Origin of the sequence: Solibaculum mannosilyticum (assembly GCF_015140235.1) — a bacterium.
Lineage (GTDB): Bacteria > Bacillota > Clostridia > Oscillospirales > Acutalibacteraceae > Solibaculum > Solibaculum mannosilyticum.
The window spans coordinates 2,171,784-2,185,960 of the sequence record NZ_AP023321.1 but is presented as its reverse complement, the minus strand read 5'-3'; the positions used below and the strand labels follow the sequence as shown (position 1 = coordinate 2,185,960).

General features: G+C 53.7%; 13 protein-coding genes and 1 pseudogene. 12 read left to right on the top strand and 2 right to left on the bottom strand.

The features are described from left to right. Position 1 precedes the first annotated feature (1 nt). A complete protein-coding gene (locus C12CBH8_RS10190; RefSeq protein WP_002588921.1) occupies positions 2–217 on the top strand; it encodes a transposon-transfer assisting family protein in 216 nt (71 codons plus the stop codon). A 49-nt stretch (positions 218–266) separates the two neighbouring features. Here the strand turns inward: C12CBH8_RS10190 and C12CBH8_RS11915 are convergent, their stop codons facing one another. Then, the gene (locus C12CBH8_RS11915; protein WP_072853160.1) at positions 267–1,070 is read right to left on the bottom strand and encodes a hypothetical protein; all 804 of its coding nucleotides are present in this window, start codon (positions 1,068–1,070) and stop codon (positions 267–269) included. On the opposite strand from C12CBH8_RS11915, the gene C12CBH8_RS11910 reads away from it, so the two are divergent. From C12CBH8_RS11910 to C12CBH8_RS10165, 7 genes and pseudogenes are all read left to right on the top strand, one after another. Next, the gene (locus tag C12CBH8_RS11910; protein WP_072853158.1) at positions 1,069–1,425 is read left to right on the top strand and encodes a TnpV protein; all 357 of its coding nucleotides are present in this window, start codon (positions 1,069–1,071) and stop codon (positions 1,423–1,425) included. The two genes, C12CBH8_RS11915 and C12CBH8_RS11910, sit on opposite strands and share 2 nt — an antisense overlap. 767 nt (positions 1,426–2,192) lie before the next feature. Next, a pseudogene (locus C12CBH8_RS12080) lies at positions 2,193–2,726 on the top strand (MutS N-terminal domain-containing protein); the annotation flags it as partial. A 369-nt stretch (positions 2,727–3,095) separates the two neighbouring features. Then, positions 3,096–9,467, top strand: a complete 6,372-nt coding sequence (locus C12CBH8_RS10185; protein ID WP_425503811.1) for an SNF2-related protein — start codon at positions 3,096–3,098, stop codon at positions 9,465–9,467. A 1-nt stretch (position 9,468) separates the two neighbouring features. Then, a complete protein-coding gene (locus C12CBH8_RS10180) occupies positions 9,469–10,275 on the top strand; it encodes a DUF3848 domain-containing protein (protein ID WP_002578490.1) in 807 nt (268 codons plus the stop codon). Then, positions 10,272–10,616, top strand: coding sequence for a plasmid mobilization protein (locus C12CBH8_RS10175; RefSeq protein WP_002578491.1), 345 nt, complete (start codon positions 10,272–10,274; stop codon positions 10,614–10,616). The genes C12CBH8_RS10180 and C12CBH8_RS10175 overlap by 4 nt, the downstream gene beginning before the upstream one ends. A 152-nt stretch (positions 10,617–10,768) precedes the next feature. Beyond that, positions 10,769–11,074, top strand: coding sequence for a hypothetical protein (locus tag C12CBH8_RS10170; RefSeq protein ID WP_002578492.1), 306 nt, complete (start codon positions 10,769–10,771; stop codon positions 11,072–11,074). After that, on the top strand, positions 11,071–11,382 hold the full coding sequence (locus C12CBH8_RS10165) for a CD1845 family protein (protein ID WP_002578493.1): 312 nt from the start codon (positions 11,071–11,073) through the stop codon (positions 11,380–11,382). Before C12CBH8_RS10170 ends, C12CBH8_RS10165 begins: the two co-directional genes overlap by 4 nt. Before the next feature lie 33 nt (positions 11,383–11,415). On the opposite strand, the gene C12CBH8_RS10160 is transcribed toward C12CBH8_RS10165, so the two are convergent. Next, positions 11,416–11,655 carry a helix-turn-helix domain-containing protein gene (locus C12CBH8_RS10160; protein WP_002578494.1) on the bottom strand — a complete coding sequence of 80 codons (240 nt, stop codon included), beginning with the start codon at positions 11,653–11,655 and terminating at the stop codon, positions 11,416–11,418. Between the two features lie 120 nt (positions 11,656–11,775). On the opposite strand from C12CBH8_RS10160, the gene C12CBH8_RS10155 reads away from it, so the two are divergent. The 4 genes from C12CBH8_RS10155 (at position 11,776) to C12CBH8_RS10140 (ending at position 14,123) form a co-directional block, all read left to right on the top strand. After that, entirely contained in the window at positions 11,776–12,213 is a 438-nt protein-coding gene (locus tag C12CBH8_RS10155) for a hypothetical protein (protein ID WP_002578495.1), read from the top strand. A gap of 136 nt (positions 12,214–12,349) precedes the next feature. Then, complete coding sequence (locus C12CBH8_RS10150) at positions 12,350–12,943, top strand: type IV toxin-antitoxin system AbiEi family antitoxin domain-containing protein (protein ID WP_002578496.1); 594 nt, start codon at positions 12,350–12,352, stop codon at positions 12,941–12,943. After that, entirely contained in the window at positions 12,940–13,794 is an 855-nt protein-coding gene (locus tag C12CBH8_RS10145; RefSeq protein WP_002578497.1) for a nucleotidyl transferase AbiEii/AbiGii toxin family protein, read from the top strand. The genes C12CBH8_RS10150 and C12CBH8_RS10145 overlap by 4 nt, the downstream gene beginning before the upstream one ends. Then, positions 13,791–14,123, top strand: a complete 333-nt coding sequence (locus tag C12CBH8_RS10140) for a hypothetical protein (protein WP_002578498.1) — start codon at positions 13,791–13,793, stop codon at positions 14,121–14,123. The genes C12CBH8_RS10145 and C12CBH8_RS10140 overlap by 4 nt, the downstream gene beginning before the upstream one ends. The last annotated feature ends 54 nt before the right edge of the window (positions 14,124–14,177 follow it).

The window sequence follows — 14,177 nt, the reverse complement described above, 5'->3', positions numbered from 1 at the left end:
TATGAACAACTTCACCTTTGAGGAAACGAACCTTCTTTGCATCTACAACACCGGCAGCCGCACCGGGCTGATCGACGCTCTGACGGAGATGCGCGGTGAGCTTTCGCCGGAGGAAGCCGAGCTGCGGGAACTGACGGACAGCGCCCTGGGTAAACTCCAAGCTATGAACGACACCGAGTTTGCCGAACTGGAGCTGTACCCAGATTTCGACGAGTAAAAAACACACATAAAGACCTGATGGGACGGCCTGATATGCCGTCCCATTTCTATTCAACATGAAGGGAGGACAGAAAACCATGCCATCCAAAGCTGAATTTTACCGGCAGATGGCCGAACAGGTATCGACCCAGCTTGTAGGCAGCTGGAAGGAGTGGACGGCTTTTCTCACCACCGCCGCCCGCCTTTATAAATACCCATTCCACGAGCAAATGATGATTTACGCCCAGCGCCCGGATGCCACCGCCTGCGCCGAGTATGACCTGTGGAATGAAAAAATGGGACGGTATGTGCGCCGTGGCTCCAAGGGTATTGCCCTGGTGGACGATTCCGGCGACAAGCTTCGCCTGCGCTATGTGTTCGATATTTCCGATACCGGCACCCGTGAACATTCCCGTACACCCTGGTTGTGGCAGCTGGAAGAACAGCACATTGGGCCTGTGTCGGCCATGCTGGAGCAAAACTACGGCGTTGCCGGTGACAATCTCGCCCAGCAGCTCACGGATGTAGCCGGAAAGCTGGCGAGTGAGTATTGGGACGATCATCAGAGAGATTTCCGCTATATCGTTGACGGTTCGTTCCTGGCGGAGTACGATGATTACAACATCGAAGTCCAATTTAAGTCCGCCGCCACCGTCAGTATCGCCTATGCCCTGATGTCTCGCTGTGGGCTGGATACGGAACAATATTTCCAGCATGAGGACTTCATGCCGATTTTCGATTTCAATACCCCGGCCACGGTTGGGGCGTTGGGCGCGGCGGTCAGCCAGATTAACCAGCAGGTTTTGCGGCAGATCGGCGTCACCATCCAGATCTATGAGCGCGAGCAACTCGCGGAAAGGAGCGTTACACATGGAGAACAGCCTGACTTACACGATGAACGGAGATTATCAGATTCCCGACCTGAAGCTGACCGAACAGCCGGAGAAGCCCCTGGGCAAGTACGGCAGGATGCGGAAAGCGTACCTGAAGGAACACCGGCCCCTGATTTACAATCAGCTGCTGCTGACCGAGAAGCTGTACCCGCACCTCATCGAGATCGACGAGACAGCGCAGAGCCGTCTGGAGCAGATGATGCCCCAGCTGGCGAAAGACGCGGGCGCGACGGAGCAGCTGAAAGCCAGCGACCCGATGCGCTGGGTGGGCCTGATGAACACCTGCAAAGCACAGGCCGAGGAGATTCTGATGGCGGAGCTTATTCACAGCTGAGTTTCTTCCTCTCCGAAGCAGAACAAATCAGAATCATAGATGAAGCAGAGAATGTGAAAACATCCTCTGCTTTTTCTTTTGCCCAGGCTGACATCGACCATGTGCTGCGGCTGGGCGGCAACACCTATCGCCAGAGAGAGCGCATTGTCGCGGCCTTTGAGGAGCAGAAGTCCACCACCGAGATCGCAGACACCCTGAAAACCCTGTACCATGGCGGCAACGGGATTGGCAGCATCACTGCATGGTATGCCGAGGATGGAATCCATCTTTCCCACGGCAAAACTGCCCGTTACGATAAGTCCGCCCAGGTCATTTCCTGGGAGAGTGCCGCTGAGCGTATCGGCCAGCTTTTGCAGGACGGCCAGTTTGCCACCAATGTGGAGCTGGCTGAGGCTGCGGGCTATGAACGCTCCCTCCTCGCGGAAAAGTTCTGGAATCTGTACCACGATTTCAGCGAGGAAGCCAGAGAAGCTGGGTATCTGCCCATCCTTTCCAACAATCCGGGGCGCGGTTTCCCAGAGGAATCTGCATGGCTCACCGAACAGCTGAAAAGCCCGGAGTTTCGCCAGAACCTTGCGGAAGAATATGCTGCCTTCTGGACGGCCTACCAGCAGGATCGGGATTTGCTGCGCTTCCACTACCATAAACCCAAAGAAATTTGGGAGAACCTGCAAGATCTGTCCTTGCCTCGCACCACCTTTACCTCTCAGTTGACGGAAGTACCTTCGGTCAAGCAGTTTATCTCTGAGGACGAGATCGACGCCGCCATGACCAGAGGCAGCGGATTTGAGGGCGGTAAGGGCCGAGTTTTCACCTTTTTCCAGGAACCCCATACGGATAAGGAAAAGGTGGATTTTCTCAAACATGAGTATGGTATTGGCGGTCACTCCCATGCCCTGTCCGGTGCAATGAAAAGCGATGAAAGCCACGACGGAAAAGGTCTGCACTACAAAAAAGACGGCTGCCCGGATGTGCATTTCACCTGGGAGAAAGTCGCCAAACGGATTACCGACCTGATCCAGAAGGGACGCTATCTCACAGAACAGGAACAGGCGGAGTATGACAAAATCCAGGCAGAAAAGGCCCTGGCGGAAGAAGATGCCCTGCAAGCCCAGCAGCCGGACCCGGCTGTGTGGGAATACAACGGCGTCAAGGAGCGCCACCCGGATGATATAATCCTCTACCAAATGGGGGATTTTTTTGAGCTGTACGGTGAGGACGCCAAAACTGCTGCTGCGGAACTGGACCTCAATCTCACGACCCGCGCTATCCCCGGCGGTGGCCGTGTGGAAATGTGCGGCTTTCCGGCAAACCGGCTGGAGCAGGTTGTGGAACAGCTGCGGGATAAGCATGATGTGACCATTTCCGCTGTCCCGAAGGGCGGCAGGGAGCGGCAGGAGTATTCCATGCCCTCTATCGACCATGAGGCGGAACAGCACATCAATGCCCAGGAAGCGGAGTTTGGCGCAGACGGGACCAGAGTATTTCAGGAGACCGAAGCAGCCGCAGCCCCTACGATTCGAGAACTGCATGAGCAATACAAGCCCATTGTACTTGCCGCTGTTATGGAAGATGTGCCATATCGCAATGCCTGCGGTCACAGTGACCATGAGAACGCCGTGATCGAGGGCAATGCCGCTATTCGCCGTGCTGTCCTGGGATCTGGCAACATGGAGCTGCTCCGCCTCTATTCCGACACACCGGAGTTCCGCCAGCGCCTTCATCGAGAAATCATCGACGAGACCTATCCCAAGCTCCATGAGCTGCTGCACCCTCTCACGGACAATGACATCGACAAGGCTATCCAGGACTGGAACGGCAAAATCGAAAGTAAACACGCCGTTGTCCGTTACATGGAGAAACATGGGCGGGAAAAAGATACCGCTGCATGGCTGGCCCATGAGTTTGACGGCGGCGATGGCAAAACCCCGTTTTCGGTTCGCCCGGAAAGCCCCGAAGGAACGGTGCTGCCCTGGCCCAAGGTACAGCGCCGGATCGCTCAGCTTATCAAGGAGGACCGGTTCTACACCGAAGCGGAACAGGACCGGTTCGACAACATCGACCCCATCGCCATTCGGGAGGCTTTGGCCGAGCGCGGCATTGTGAATGGTGAACTGGTGGATGAGGAAAAACTGGATAATGACCCATTCATCCAGCGTGTTATGGCGGATGTGGAGGCCATATCCAGAGAGAGCGTCCCGGCAGATGAGCCGGAACAGCCTTCTCCCCATAATTTGCGTGTTCTGGTTTCAGATGAGGAATACGCTGCGGCTCGTGGCACACTCCGGGAGCGAACCTCCTACGATCCAGCGGTTCCTCCTTACAATGTGGGTGATATTGTCTATCTGGATGACCGGCCCCATCAGATCACAGAGCTGCGGGATGACACGGTGCAGCTGCTGCCCACCGGCATGAGCTATCCCATCTACCGGGCTGAGAGCCGGGAACGGTTTGAGCAGCTTTTGCGGGAGGATAACCGCAACGACTTCTATACCGAATTCCTGCCTGCAAATCTGGATACGGTGGACCAGGACCTTCGGGATGTGCTGGCCCATGGCCTGATTGGTGAGGCGGACAAGGCGGAGCTTTCCGAGCTTCTTCGCAACGGCAAGAGTAACCAGGAGGTAGCCTTGTGGCTGAGCCGGGCCTATCCCAACATCGTGGAAACGATGGAGCTGGAGACCGGCGAGACCGCCGATTACCGCACGATGCCGGAAGGTATCGAGCTGGAAGTGCTGGATGCAGATGAAAAGCGTCTGGCCATGCTGTTCTTCCAGTGGAGCGAGGTTGCGCCTTTGCTGCGCGGGATGTATGCCCGTCAGTTGGACGGTTTTGAGCAGGAACGCCCCGAACCGGCTGCCGAAACCCCGGCCTTCCAAGCCGAGACTGTGGCTGTCTATCCGGGCGATAAGAACAATCTGCCCTATGATGTGGTTGTTCAGACCCTGCGAACCAATGAGCCGGAGCCGCCCACGCCTGCTGTCGAGCCGGAAAAGACTCTGGATGAGGTACTGGACGAACACCCCGTTTCCATTCAGGTAAACGGCGAGTGGCAGACCTTCCCCAATGTCAAAGCTGCCGAGGAAGCCTCTTATGAGGAATACAAGGCCAATCTGCGTCGCACCGCCGAGAATTTCCGTATCACTGACGATCACCTGGGCGAAGGCGGCCCCAAGGCTAAGTTCCAGGCCAATGTCGAGGCAATCAAGCTGCTGAAATACCTGGAGGAAACCACCGAGCAGGCAACGCCGGAACAGCAGAAAATCCTTTCTCGGTATGTGGGCTGGGGCGGCCTTGCCGATGCCTTTGACCCCGACAAGGAAAGCTGGAGCAAGGAATATGCCCAGCTGAAGGAACTGCTGACCCCGGAGGAATACGCTGCTGCCAGAGGTTCCACCCTCAACGCGCACTACACCAGCCCTACGGTCATCAAAGCGATTTACGAGGCTGTGGGCCGCATGGGATTTGAGACCGGCAACATCCTGGAGCCGTCCTGTGGTGTAGGCAATTTCTTCGGTATGCTGCCGGAGGAAATGCGAAACAGCCGTCTTTACGGCGTGGAGCTGGATTCCATCAGCGGGCGTATTGCCCAGCAGCTCTACCCCAAGGCCGACATCACCGTGGCAGGGTTTGAGACCACCGACAGGCGGGATTTCTACGATCTGGCGGTGGGTAATGTTCCGTTTGGCCAGTATCAGGTTCGGGATAAAGCCTATGACAAGCTGAATTTCAGCATTCACAACTACTTTTTCGCCAAGGCTCTGGATCAGGTTCGTCCCGGTGGCGTGGTGGCCTTTGTCACCAGCCGCTACACGATGGACGCCAAGGATTCCACCGTGCGCCGGTATCTTGCTCAGCGCGCCGAACTGCTGGGGGCCATCCGTCTGCCCAATGACGCTTTCAAAAAGAACGCAGGTGCCGAGGTCGTTTCGGACATCATCTTCCTGCAAAAGCGTGACCGTCCGTTGGACATCGTGCCGGAGTGGACGCAGACCGGGCAGACCGAGGACGGCTTTGCCATCAACCGCTATTTCCTGGACCACCCGGAAATGGTGCTGGGCCGACAGGAACCGGAAAGCACCGCCCACGGCATGGACTACACCGTGAACCCCATCGAGGGGCTGGAGCTTGCCGATCAGCTGCATGATGCCGTGAAGTACATTCGCGGCACCTACCAGGAGGCCGAGCTGCCGGAGCTGGGCGAGGGCGAAGCCATCGACACTTCTATCCCTGCTGACCCCAATGTGAAAAATTACTCCTACACCGTTGTGGACGGCGATGTGTATTACCGTGAAAACAGCTGTATGGTACGGCCTGACCTGAATGCCACCGCCGAAGCCCGTGTGAAAGGACTGGTGGGTCTGCGAGAATGTGTCCAGCAGCTCATTGATCTGCAAATGGACGCCGCCACACCGGACAGCGCCATCCAGGACAAACAGGCCGAACTGAACCGGCTCTATGACAGCTTCTCTGCAAAATATGGTCTTATCAATGACCGGGCGAACCGGCTGGCCTTTGCTGATGATTCCAGCTACTATCTGCTCTGCGCGCTGGAAGTCATTGACGAGGACGGCAAGCTGGAGCGCAAGGCGGATATGTTCACCAAGCGCACCATCAAGCCCCACAAGGCGGTGGACACTGTGGATACCGCAAGTGAAGCTCTGGCCGTATCAATTTCCGAAAAAGCCTTTGTCGATATGGCGTATATGGCGGAGTTGACCGGCAAGACCGGCGACGAACTGGCCGCCGAGCTGCAAGGCGTGATCTTCCGTGTACCTGGGCAGTTGGAGAAAGACGGCACTCCCCATTATGTAACAGCCGACGAATACCTGTCCGGCAATGTGCGGCGCAAGCTGCGTCAGGCACAGCGGGCCGCACAGCAGGACCCTTCCTTTGCAGTCAATGTGGAGGCCCTTACCGCTGCCCAGCCCAAAGACCTGGATGCGTCGGAGATTGAGGTGCGCCTGGGCGCTACCTGGATCGACAAAGAGTACATCCAGCAGTTTATGTATGAGACCTTCGACACGCCGTTTTATCTCCAGCGCAATATCGAGGTCAACTATTCTTCTTTCACCGCTGAGTGGCAGATCACCGGCAAAAGCTCTGTAAGCCAGAACAATGTGGCAGCCTATACCACCTACGGAACCAGCCGTGCCAATGCCTACAAGATTTTGGAGGATTCCTTAAACCTGCGGGATGTCCGTATCTACGACACCATAGAGGATGCAGACGGCAAAGAGCGTCGGGTGCTGAATGCCAAAGAGACCACCCTGGCAGCCCAAAAGCAGCAAGCGATCCGGGACGCTTTCAAAGACTGGATTTGGAAAGACCCGGACCGCCGCCAAGCTCTGGTCCGCCAGTACAATGAGGAAATGAACTCCACTCGTCCCCGTGAATACGACGGCGGACACATTACTTTCGGCGGCATGAACCCGGCCATCACCTTGCGGGAACACCAGAAAAATGCTATTGCTCATGTGCTATATGGCGGCAATACGCTGTTGGCGCACGAGGTAGGCGCTGGTAAAACCTTTGAAATGGTGGCTGCCGCCATGGAGAGTAAGCGCCTGGGCTTGTGTCAGAAATCCCTCTTTGTGGTACCGAACCATCTGACCGAACAATGGGCGTCGGAGTTTCTGCGGCTCTATCCTTCCGCCAACATTCTTGTCACCACCAAAAAGGACTTTGAGACCCACAACCGCAAGAAGTTCTGCGCCCGCATTGCCACCGGCGATTATGACGCCATCATCATGGGACACAGCCAGTTTGAGAAAATCCCCATCAGCCGAGAGCGTCAGGAACGGCTCCTTCAGGAGCAGATCGACGAGATCACCGAGGGCATTGCCGAGGTGAAGTACAGCGGCGGTGAGCGTTTCACGGTCAAGCAGTTGGAACGCACCAAGAAGTCCCTGGAAGCCCGGCTGGAGAAATTGCAGGCCGAGAGCCGCAAGGACGATGTGGTAACATTCGAGCAGTTGGGTGTGGACCGCCTGTTCGTCGATGAGGCGCATAACTATAAAAACCTGTTTTTATACACCAAGATGCGGAATGTGGCAGGTCTCTCCACAAGCGATGCCCAAAAGTCCAGCGATATGTTTGCAAAGTGTCGCTATATGGATGAACTGACCGGAAACCGTGGTGTGATTTTCGCCACTGGCACCCCCGTATCGAACAGCATGACCGAACTTTACACCATGCAGCGGTATCTCCAGTATGACCGCCTGCAAGAGCTGAACATGACCCACTTCGACTGCTGGGCCAGCCGCTTCGGAGAAACCGTCACGGCGCTGGAGCTGGCACCGGAAGGCACCGGCTACCGGGCAAGAACGAGATTCAGCAAGTTTTTCAACCTCCCGGAGCTGATGAACTTGTTCCGTGAAGTTGCCGACATCAAAACCGCCGATCAGCTGAACTTGCCCACCCCGGAGGTGGAATACCACAACATCGTGGCCCAGCCTACTGAACACCAAAAAGAGATGGTGCAGGTTCTCTCCGAGCGCGCCTCCAGGGTACACAGCGGCAGCGTTGACCCCTCAGAGGACAATATGCTCAAGATTACCGGCGATGGCCGCAAGCTGGGTCTGGACCAGCGTATCATCAACCAGCTGCTGCCGGATGAACCCGGCACCAAGGTCAATCAGTGTGTGGGTAATATCATGCAGATCTGGCGGGACGGCGAGGCTGACAAGCTGACCCAGCTGGTATTCTGCGACATTTCCACGCCCCAGACAGCCCCCTCCAAAAAGGCAGCCAAACAGCTGGATAATCCCACACTTCATGCGCTGGAACAGGCTGTGCCGTTGGATGAGCCTGAGCCTGCCTTTACCATCTATGAGGACATCCGCCAGAAGCTCATCGCCCAGGGAATGCCCGCCGAGCAGATTGCTTTTATCCACGAAGCCAAGACCGAGGTGCAGAAGAAAGAACTGTTTTCCAAGGTTCGCACTGGGCAGGTGCGCGTCCTGCTGGGCAGCACCTCCAAAATGGGCGCTGGCACCAATGTGCAGGACCGGCTTGTGGCGCTCCATGACCTGGATTGTCCGTGGCGTCCGGGAGACCTTGCCCAGCGCAAGGGCCGTATCGAGCGCCAGGGCAACCAGAATCCGCTGGTCCATGTGTACCGCTATGTTACCGAGGGAACTTTCGATGCCTACCTGTGGCAGACGGTGGAGAACAAACAGAAATTCATTTCGCAAATCATGACCAGCAAAAGCCCGGTCCGCTCCTGCGATGATGTGGACGAAACGGCGCTGTCCTTTGCCGAGATCAAGGCCCTGTGCGCCGGAGACCCCCGTATCAAGGAGCGCATGGATTTGGATGTGGAGGTTGCGCGTCTGAAGCTGATGAAAGCTGACCATCAGAGCAAGCAGTACCGCCTGGAGGATCAGTTGCTCAAATACTTCCCCCAGGAAATCGAAACTAACAAGGGGTTTATTAAAGGCTTTGAAGCGGACCTGGAGACCCTGGCCGCCCATCCTCACCCGGAGGATGGCTTTGCTGGAATGGAGATCCGGGGCGATGTGCTGACTGACAAAGAAAACGCCGGTGCAGCCTTGCTGGACGCCTGTAAGGAGGTCAAAGGCTCCGAACCGGTGCAGATCGGCAGCTATCGGGGCTTTACTATGTCCGTGGAGTTTTCCGCTTGGAAACAGGAATATACGCTCCTGTTGAAAGGCCAGATGACCCACCGGGCAAGCCTCGGCACAGACCCGCGCGGAAACCTCACCCGTATCGACAATGCACTGGCTCAAATGCCTCAGCGTTTGGAAGCCGTGAAAAACCAGCTGGACAACCTTTACCAACAGCAGGCCGCAGCCAAAGAGGAAATCGGAAAGCCGTTTCCCTTTGAGGATGATCTGCGAGTCAAGTCCGCCCGTCTGGTGGAACTGGACACGCTGCTGAACATTGACGGCAAGGGCCATGCCCAGCCGGAAACTGTGGTTGCCAAGAGCGCACGGCCTTCGGTGCTGGACAGCTTGAAGCGCCCGGTGCCACCCCGTAGCCCTGAAAAGAAACCGAAACAACATGAGGAGGTGCGATAACATGAATACCAACGATCTGAATACGGCCCTTTATGAGAAGATGGCCGCTGAACAGGACAAATACCGGGACTGGCTGAAAAGCCAGCCCCCGGAGGAAATCCTGCACCATACCTATGAGTACACCGTCCGGGAGGACATTGTGATGGCGATGGAGGACTTGGAGCTGACCGATGCCCAGGCCCAGGCGCTTTTGGATTCGCCTACACCGCTGGCCGATGTGTACCGTCACTTTGAGAAGCTGGAGACCGGCTACATGGATGTGATCCGGGACAGCATTGAAAACCGAGCGGATGATGTGTGTAAGGTTTTGGAAGAACAGCGGTCCATCCCTCTCTATCTCCATTCTGCCGCCTATGCGTCCCAGCATGGGGAGATGGCACAATATAACCGCTCTTATCAGGCAAACTTTGACTGTAAAGAGGCCATTGAACACGCCATCAGCGCCCACTATGCGGATAACCGACTGGATACGGAGTCTGCGGTTAAGGCGGTGCTGGAAAAGTTCGGGTCGGAACGAGTACAGTTCATCCTTGCCAACACCATCCAGCATAAGGACAGCGACGGTCGCGTTTCCCGTGACAACAAAGCCTGGGCAAAGACCATTCCCATGCCGGAGGACAGCGGCACTTCGCGCCACTGTGCTTATCTGGTTGTGGATGAGGTCAATCTTGGTCTGACCGATCTGTTTACACGGCAGGCACGAAAAACGCTTCAGGAACCGGAGAAAGGCTCTGTCTTGCAAAAGCTCAAACAGGAGCCTACCACCCACAAGCCTGCTTTATCGAAGAAACAGGAGCCGGAACGATGAGCGCCAAAAAGCGTAAACGGGATGTGCCGGTCCTGTTTTGGGTTTCCGATGCGGAGATGGAAGCGATCCAGCAGAAAATGGCACAGTTCGGAACAAAAAACCTGAGCGCCTATCTGCGGAAGATGGCTGTGGACGGCTATGTGGTACAGCTGGACTTGCCGGAGCTGAAGGAACTGGTATCCCTGTTGCGCCGAAGCAGCAATAACCTGAACCAGCTCACCCGACGGGTACATGAAACGGGGCGGATTTATGATGCTGACCTGGAGGATATAGCCCAACGGCAGGAGCAGTTATGGGAGGGCGTGAAAGAAATCCTAACCCAGCTTTCCAGGCTTTCGTAACAGGGATATATGCCCCAACTGCGGAGGGAGGAACGGCGTTCTTTTCGCCGCGCCTTCCTCCGTTTTTTCTTTTGCCCATATCCTTGTCTTTTTGAAATGTTGGAAGGATAATATGGGTAGAAAACAGATTGCCGCAAAGGAGTTGAGAATAGATGAAAACCTTTGAGAAGGTGTTGGAGATTTTTCGTGAGTATTTGGACTGTGATCTAGAGGAAGAAGTCCTCCCTTGTCGAGAAGGTTATCTCCGCGTCACATGGAATGGAGATTCCCGCTACTGTGTGGATGGACTTCTCAGCCGGACACCGGACGAACTATTCGAGGTGCTGTTATCCGATTATCGCAGCTATGAGGAACTGCGGCTAACCAAAGGATGCCGAGAAGTGACGGAAGAAGATGAAAGACAGGCAGAAATTCTCTGTCAGAGCTTTCGGGAACGATGGAAGGAGGAAGAAAAATGAGGGCGATCTGGTTCATTCTGAAACTGCCGTTGAAGATTTTAATGGCTCCGGTGATTCTGTCGCTGACCCTGTTCGTCTGGATTTGTGTGGGGATTGTCTATGTCTCCGGTTTGGTGCTGGGGCTTATCAGCATGGTGGTTGCCCTGCTGGGTGTGGCAGTTCTGATTACTTACTCCTTGCAAAACGGCATTATCCTGCTGGTGATAGCATTTCTCATTAGTCCCTATGGTTTGCCAATGGCTGCAATCTGGCTACTGGGCAAGGTACAGGACTTGAAGTTTATCATTCAAGATTTGGTTTATGGATAATATGAAAACCTCCGACGAATTTCGTCGGAGGTTTTATGGTTCTAGGTTATCTTCTTGAAAAAGCGGCGATGCAAAAAAGGTATCTATCCCAATCCCCATTCCTTGGCACATCTCATGAATGATCCGTAGCTTAACCGAATCATACGAGCAGTTGATGACATTTCCAATCGTAGACTTGGGAACACCGCTTTTCATATACAGTTGATATTGTGTCATTTTTCTTTCATCTAGTAATTCTAACAGACGTTTGCTTACCGCCTCGTTTAGCTTCATTCTATACACCGCCCCTGTGACTGTACTATATTTAGTATATGGGCAGTTTTGCTAAAATTAGTCCCTGTACCTGTACTAATAGAGCTATTTGCAGTATGATGGTAATAGGGGTGCCATCGTATGAACGTAACTTTTTGTGGCCATTCGCAAATCACAAAGGCAGACAATATTGCGAATTGGCTTCGCAATGTAACACAAGACCTAATTGAGCAAGGAGCAACAACTTTTTATCTTGGAGGATATGGAGAGTTCGACAGTTTAGCAGCGTCTATTTTACGGGAACAAAAGAAAAAGTATCCGCAAATCGAGCTGGTTCTTGTATTGGCATATTTGAACACTGGCCGGGATGTTTCTGGCTATGACAGTACCGTGTATCCACCGCTGGAAAACGTACCGCGCCGTTTTTCGATTTCTCATAGAAATCGCTGGATGGTAGAGTCCGCCGATGTAGTGGTGGCCTATGTTCTCCATGATTGGGGCGGAGCAGCCACAACGTTACGGTGTGCCAAACAGAAAAAGAAGCAGATTATTTCATATCGTGATGAAATGGGCAGCTGAGGTTGTCTATTTTGCTGCCACTTCATATTTCCAAAACTGTTGAACGTTAAGCTGTCGGTAAAATTATGCCGAATTTTCATCACTTTACTTTTGAACTAATATTGCTTATAATATTAGTGTGAAAGGAAGTGGTACGGTGGGACAATTTGAACAGCTGGATCAGCTGCTGGAAACACAGGATGGGATGCTGCGAACAGCTCAAGTAGTATCTGCTGGTATTTCTAAGCCTGTTTTTTATGATTATGTGCACTCACGGGAATTGGAGCGGGTCGCGCATGGAATTTATCTTTCCAAGGATGCCTGGGTCGATGCCATGTACTTACTTCATCTGCGGGTCGAACAGGCAGTGTTTTCCCATGAGACAGCTTTATTTTTTCACGATCTGACAGACCGCGAGCCGCTGGAATATACGGTCACAGTCAAGACCGGATATAATCCCTCCAAGCTGAAAGCAGAGGGCGTACAGGTATTCACCATTAAGGCGGAACTGCATGGGGTGGGCCTGACAACGGCTCAGACACCATTTGGGCATACAGTTCCTGTCTATGACCTGGAGCGCACCATCTGCGACCTGCTCCGCAGCAGGAACAACATGGAGATGCAGACTTTTCAAGGGGCATTAAAGATGTATGCCAGAAGAAAAGACAAAGACCTGCGGACATTGATGCGGTATGCCGGTATGTTCCGGGTAGAAAAAATTCTGCGGCAGTATTTGGAGGTGCTTTTATGATAAAAACAGCAAGGCAGTTGAAGGATCTGATCCGCAATCTTTCCAGAAAAAAATCTGCGGACGCCCAGCTCTTGATGCGGAACTACATGATGGAGCGTTTTCTGGAGCGTATCTCCCTTTCTGAATATCGTGACAAATTTATTCTGAAAGGCGGTATGCTGGTAGCGGCTATGGTTGGTCTGGATGCCCGTTCCACGATGGATTTGGACGCTACTGTAAAAGGAGCCAATGTCAATGTGGAGGACATAGAGAATTTGATTTCCGCTATTGTGAGTGTCCCGCTTGATGATGGCGTCAAATTCCAGCTGAAAAGTATTTCGGAGATTATGGATGAGGCGGAATATCCGGGGATTCGCGTAAATATGACTACAACCTTTGACGGTGTGGTGACGCCTTTGAAGATTGACATTTCCACAGGGGATGCCATTACCCCCAGGGAGATCCGCTACTCTTTCAAGCTGATGCTGGAAGATCGCTCCATTGATATTTGGGCGTACAATCTGGAAACGGTTCTGGCCGAAAAGCTGGAAACGATCATTACCAGAACTACCACCAACACCCGCATGAGAGATTTCTATGACATTTATATTCTGGAACAGCTGCATGGGAATACATTGGACCCTCAGATTCTCCATGATGCGCTGCGGGCCACTGCTCACAAACGCGGGACAGAACGACATCTTGCAGAAGCTGCCGAAGTTTTTGAGGAAGTGGAGAACAGCTCGGTTATGCAGAAACTTTGGGAATCGTACCGCAAAAAATTTTCCTATGCGGCAGATCTGGAGTGGAACATCATCATGGGGGCGGTGCGCAGTTTATACGCTCTCAGTGAAAAGGAATCGAGCCTATGAAGAAGCACGGCCATTATTGTAAAGTCTGCGGAGAATATAAGGCTAATGAAAAATTTTCCGGCAAAGGTCATGCGGCGCACGTCTGTAAATCCTGTGCTTCTTTGCCGCCGGAGAAGCAAGCGGAGCAAATGACAATAAACCGCTTGCTGAATCTCCCATGGAGATTATCAAAGGAGCAGATTTCCTGGCTGAAGAACCGAATGAAAGATAAGCGCCGGGAAGTTCGTGCGCTGGCAAAAGAACAATACGAGATGAGGTTTCCTCCGAAGCGGTTAGAGGACATCGAGGACAATTTTGATTTTCTCGATGAGGACGATTTAATAGAATAACAAAAGCGGTCTGCACCATGCAGGCCGTTTCTTTTTTGGAAAGGAGGTCTCCCT

Coding starts and splice junctions, on each gene's coding strand:
- C12CBH8_RS10180 (WP_002578490.1), top strand. CDS start 9,469: ATGAATACCAACGATCTGAATACGGCCCTTTATGAGAAGATGGCCGCT.
- C12CBH8_RS10170 (WP_002578492.1), top strand. CDS start 10,769: ATGAAAACCTTTGAGAAGGTGTTGGAGATTTTTCGTGAGTATTTGGAC.
- C12CBH8_RS10190 (WP_002588921.1), top strand. CDS start 2: ATGAACAACTTCACCTTTGAGGAAACGAACCTTCTTTGCATCTACAAC.
- C12CBH8_RS11915 (WP_072853160.1), bottom strand. CDS start 1,070: ATGTGTAACGCTCCTTTCCGCGAGTTGCTCGCGCTCATAGATCTGGAT.
- C12CBH8_RS10155 (WP_002578495.1), top strand. CDS start 11,776: ATGAACGTAACTTTTTGTGGCCATTCGCAAATCACAAAGGCAGACAAT.
- C12CBH8_RS10175 (WP_002578491.1), top strand. CDS start 10,272: ATGAGCGCCAAAAAGCGTAAACGGGATGTGCCGGTCCTGTTTTGGGTT.
- C12CBH8_RS10145 (WP_002578497.1), top strand. CDS start 12,940: ATGATAAAAACAGCAAGGCAGTTGAAGGATCTGATCCGCAATCTTTCC.
- C12CBH8_RS10185 (WP_425503811.1), top strand. CDS start 3,096: ATGGAGCTGCTCCGCCTCTATTCCGACACACCGGAGTTCCGCCAGCGC.
- C12CBH8_RS11910 (WP_072853158.1), top strand. CDS start 1,069: ATGGAGAACAGCCTGACTTACACGATGAACGGAGATTATCAGATTCCC.
- C12CBH8_RS10140 (WP_002578498.1), top strand. CDS start 13,791: ATGAAGAAGCACGGCCATTATTGTAAAGTCTGCGGAGAATATAAGGCT.
- C12CBH8_RS10165 (WP_002578493.1), top strand. CDS start 11,071: ATGAGGGCGATCTGGTTCATTCTGAAACTGCCGTTGAAGATTTTAATG.
- C12CBH8_RS10160 (WP_002578494.1), bottom strand. CDS start 11,655: ATGAAGCTAAACGAGGCGGTAAGCAAACGTCTGTTAGAATTACTAGAT.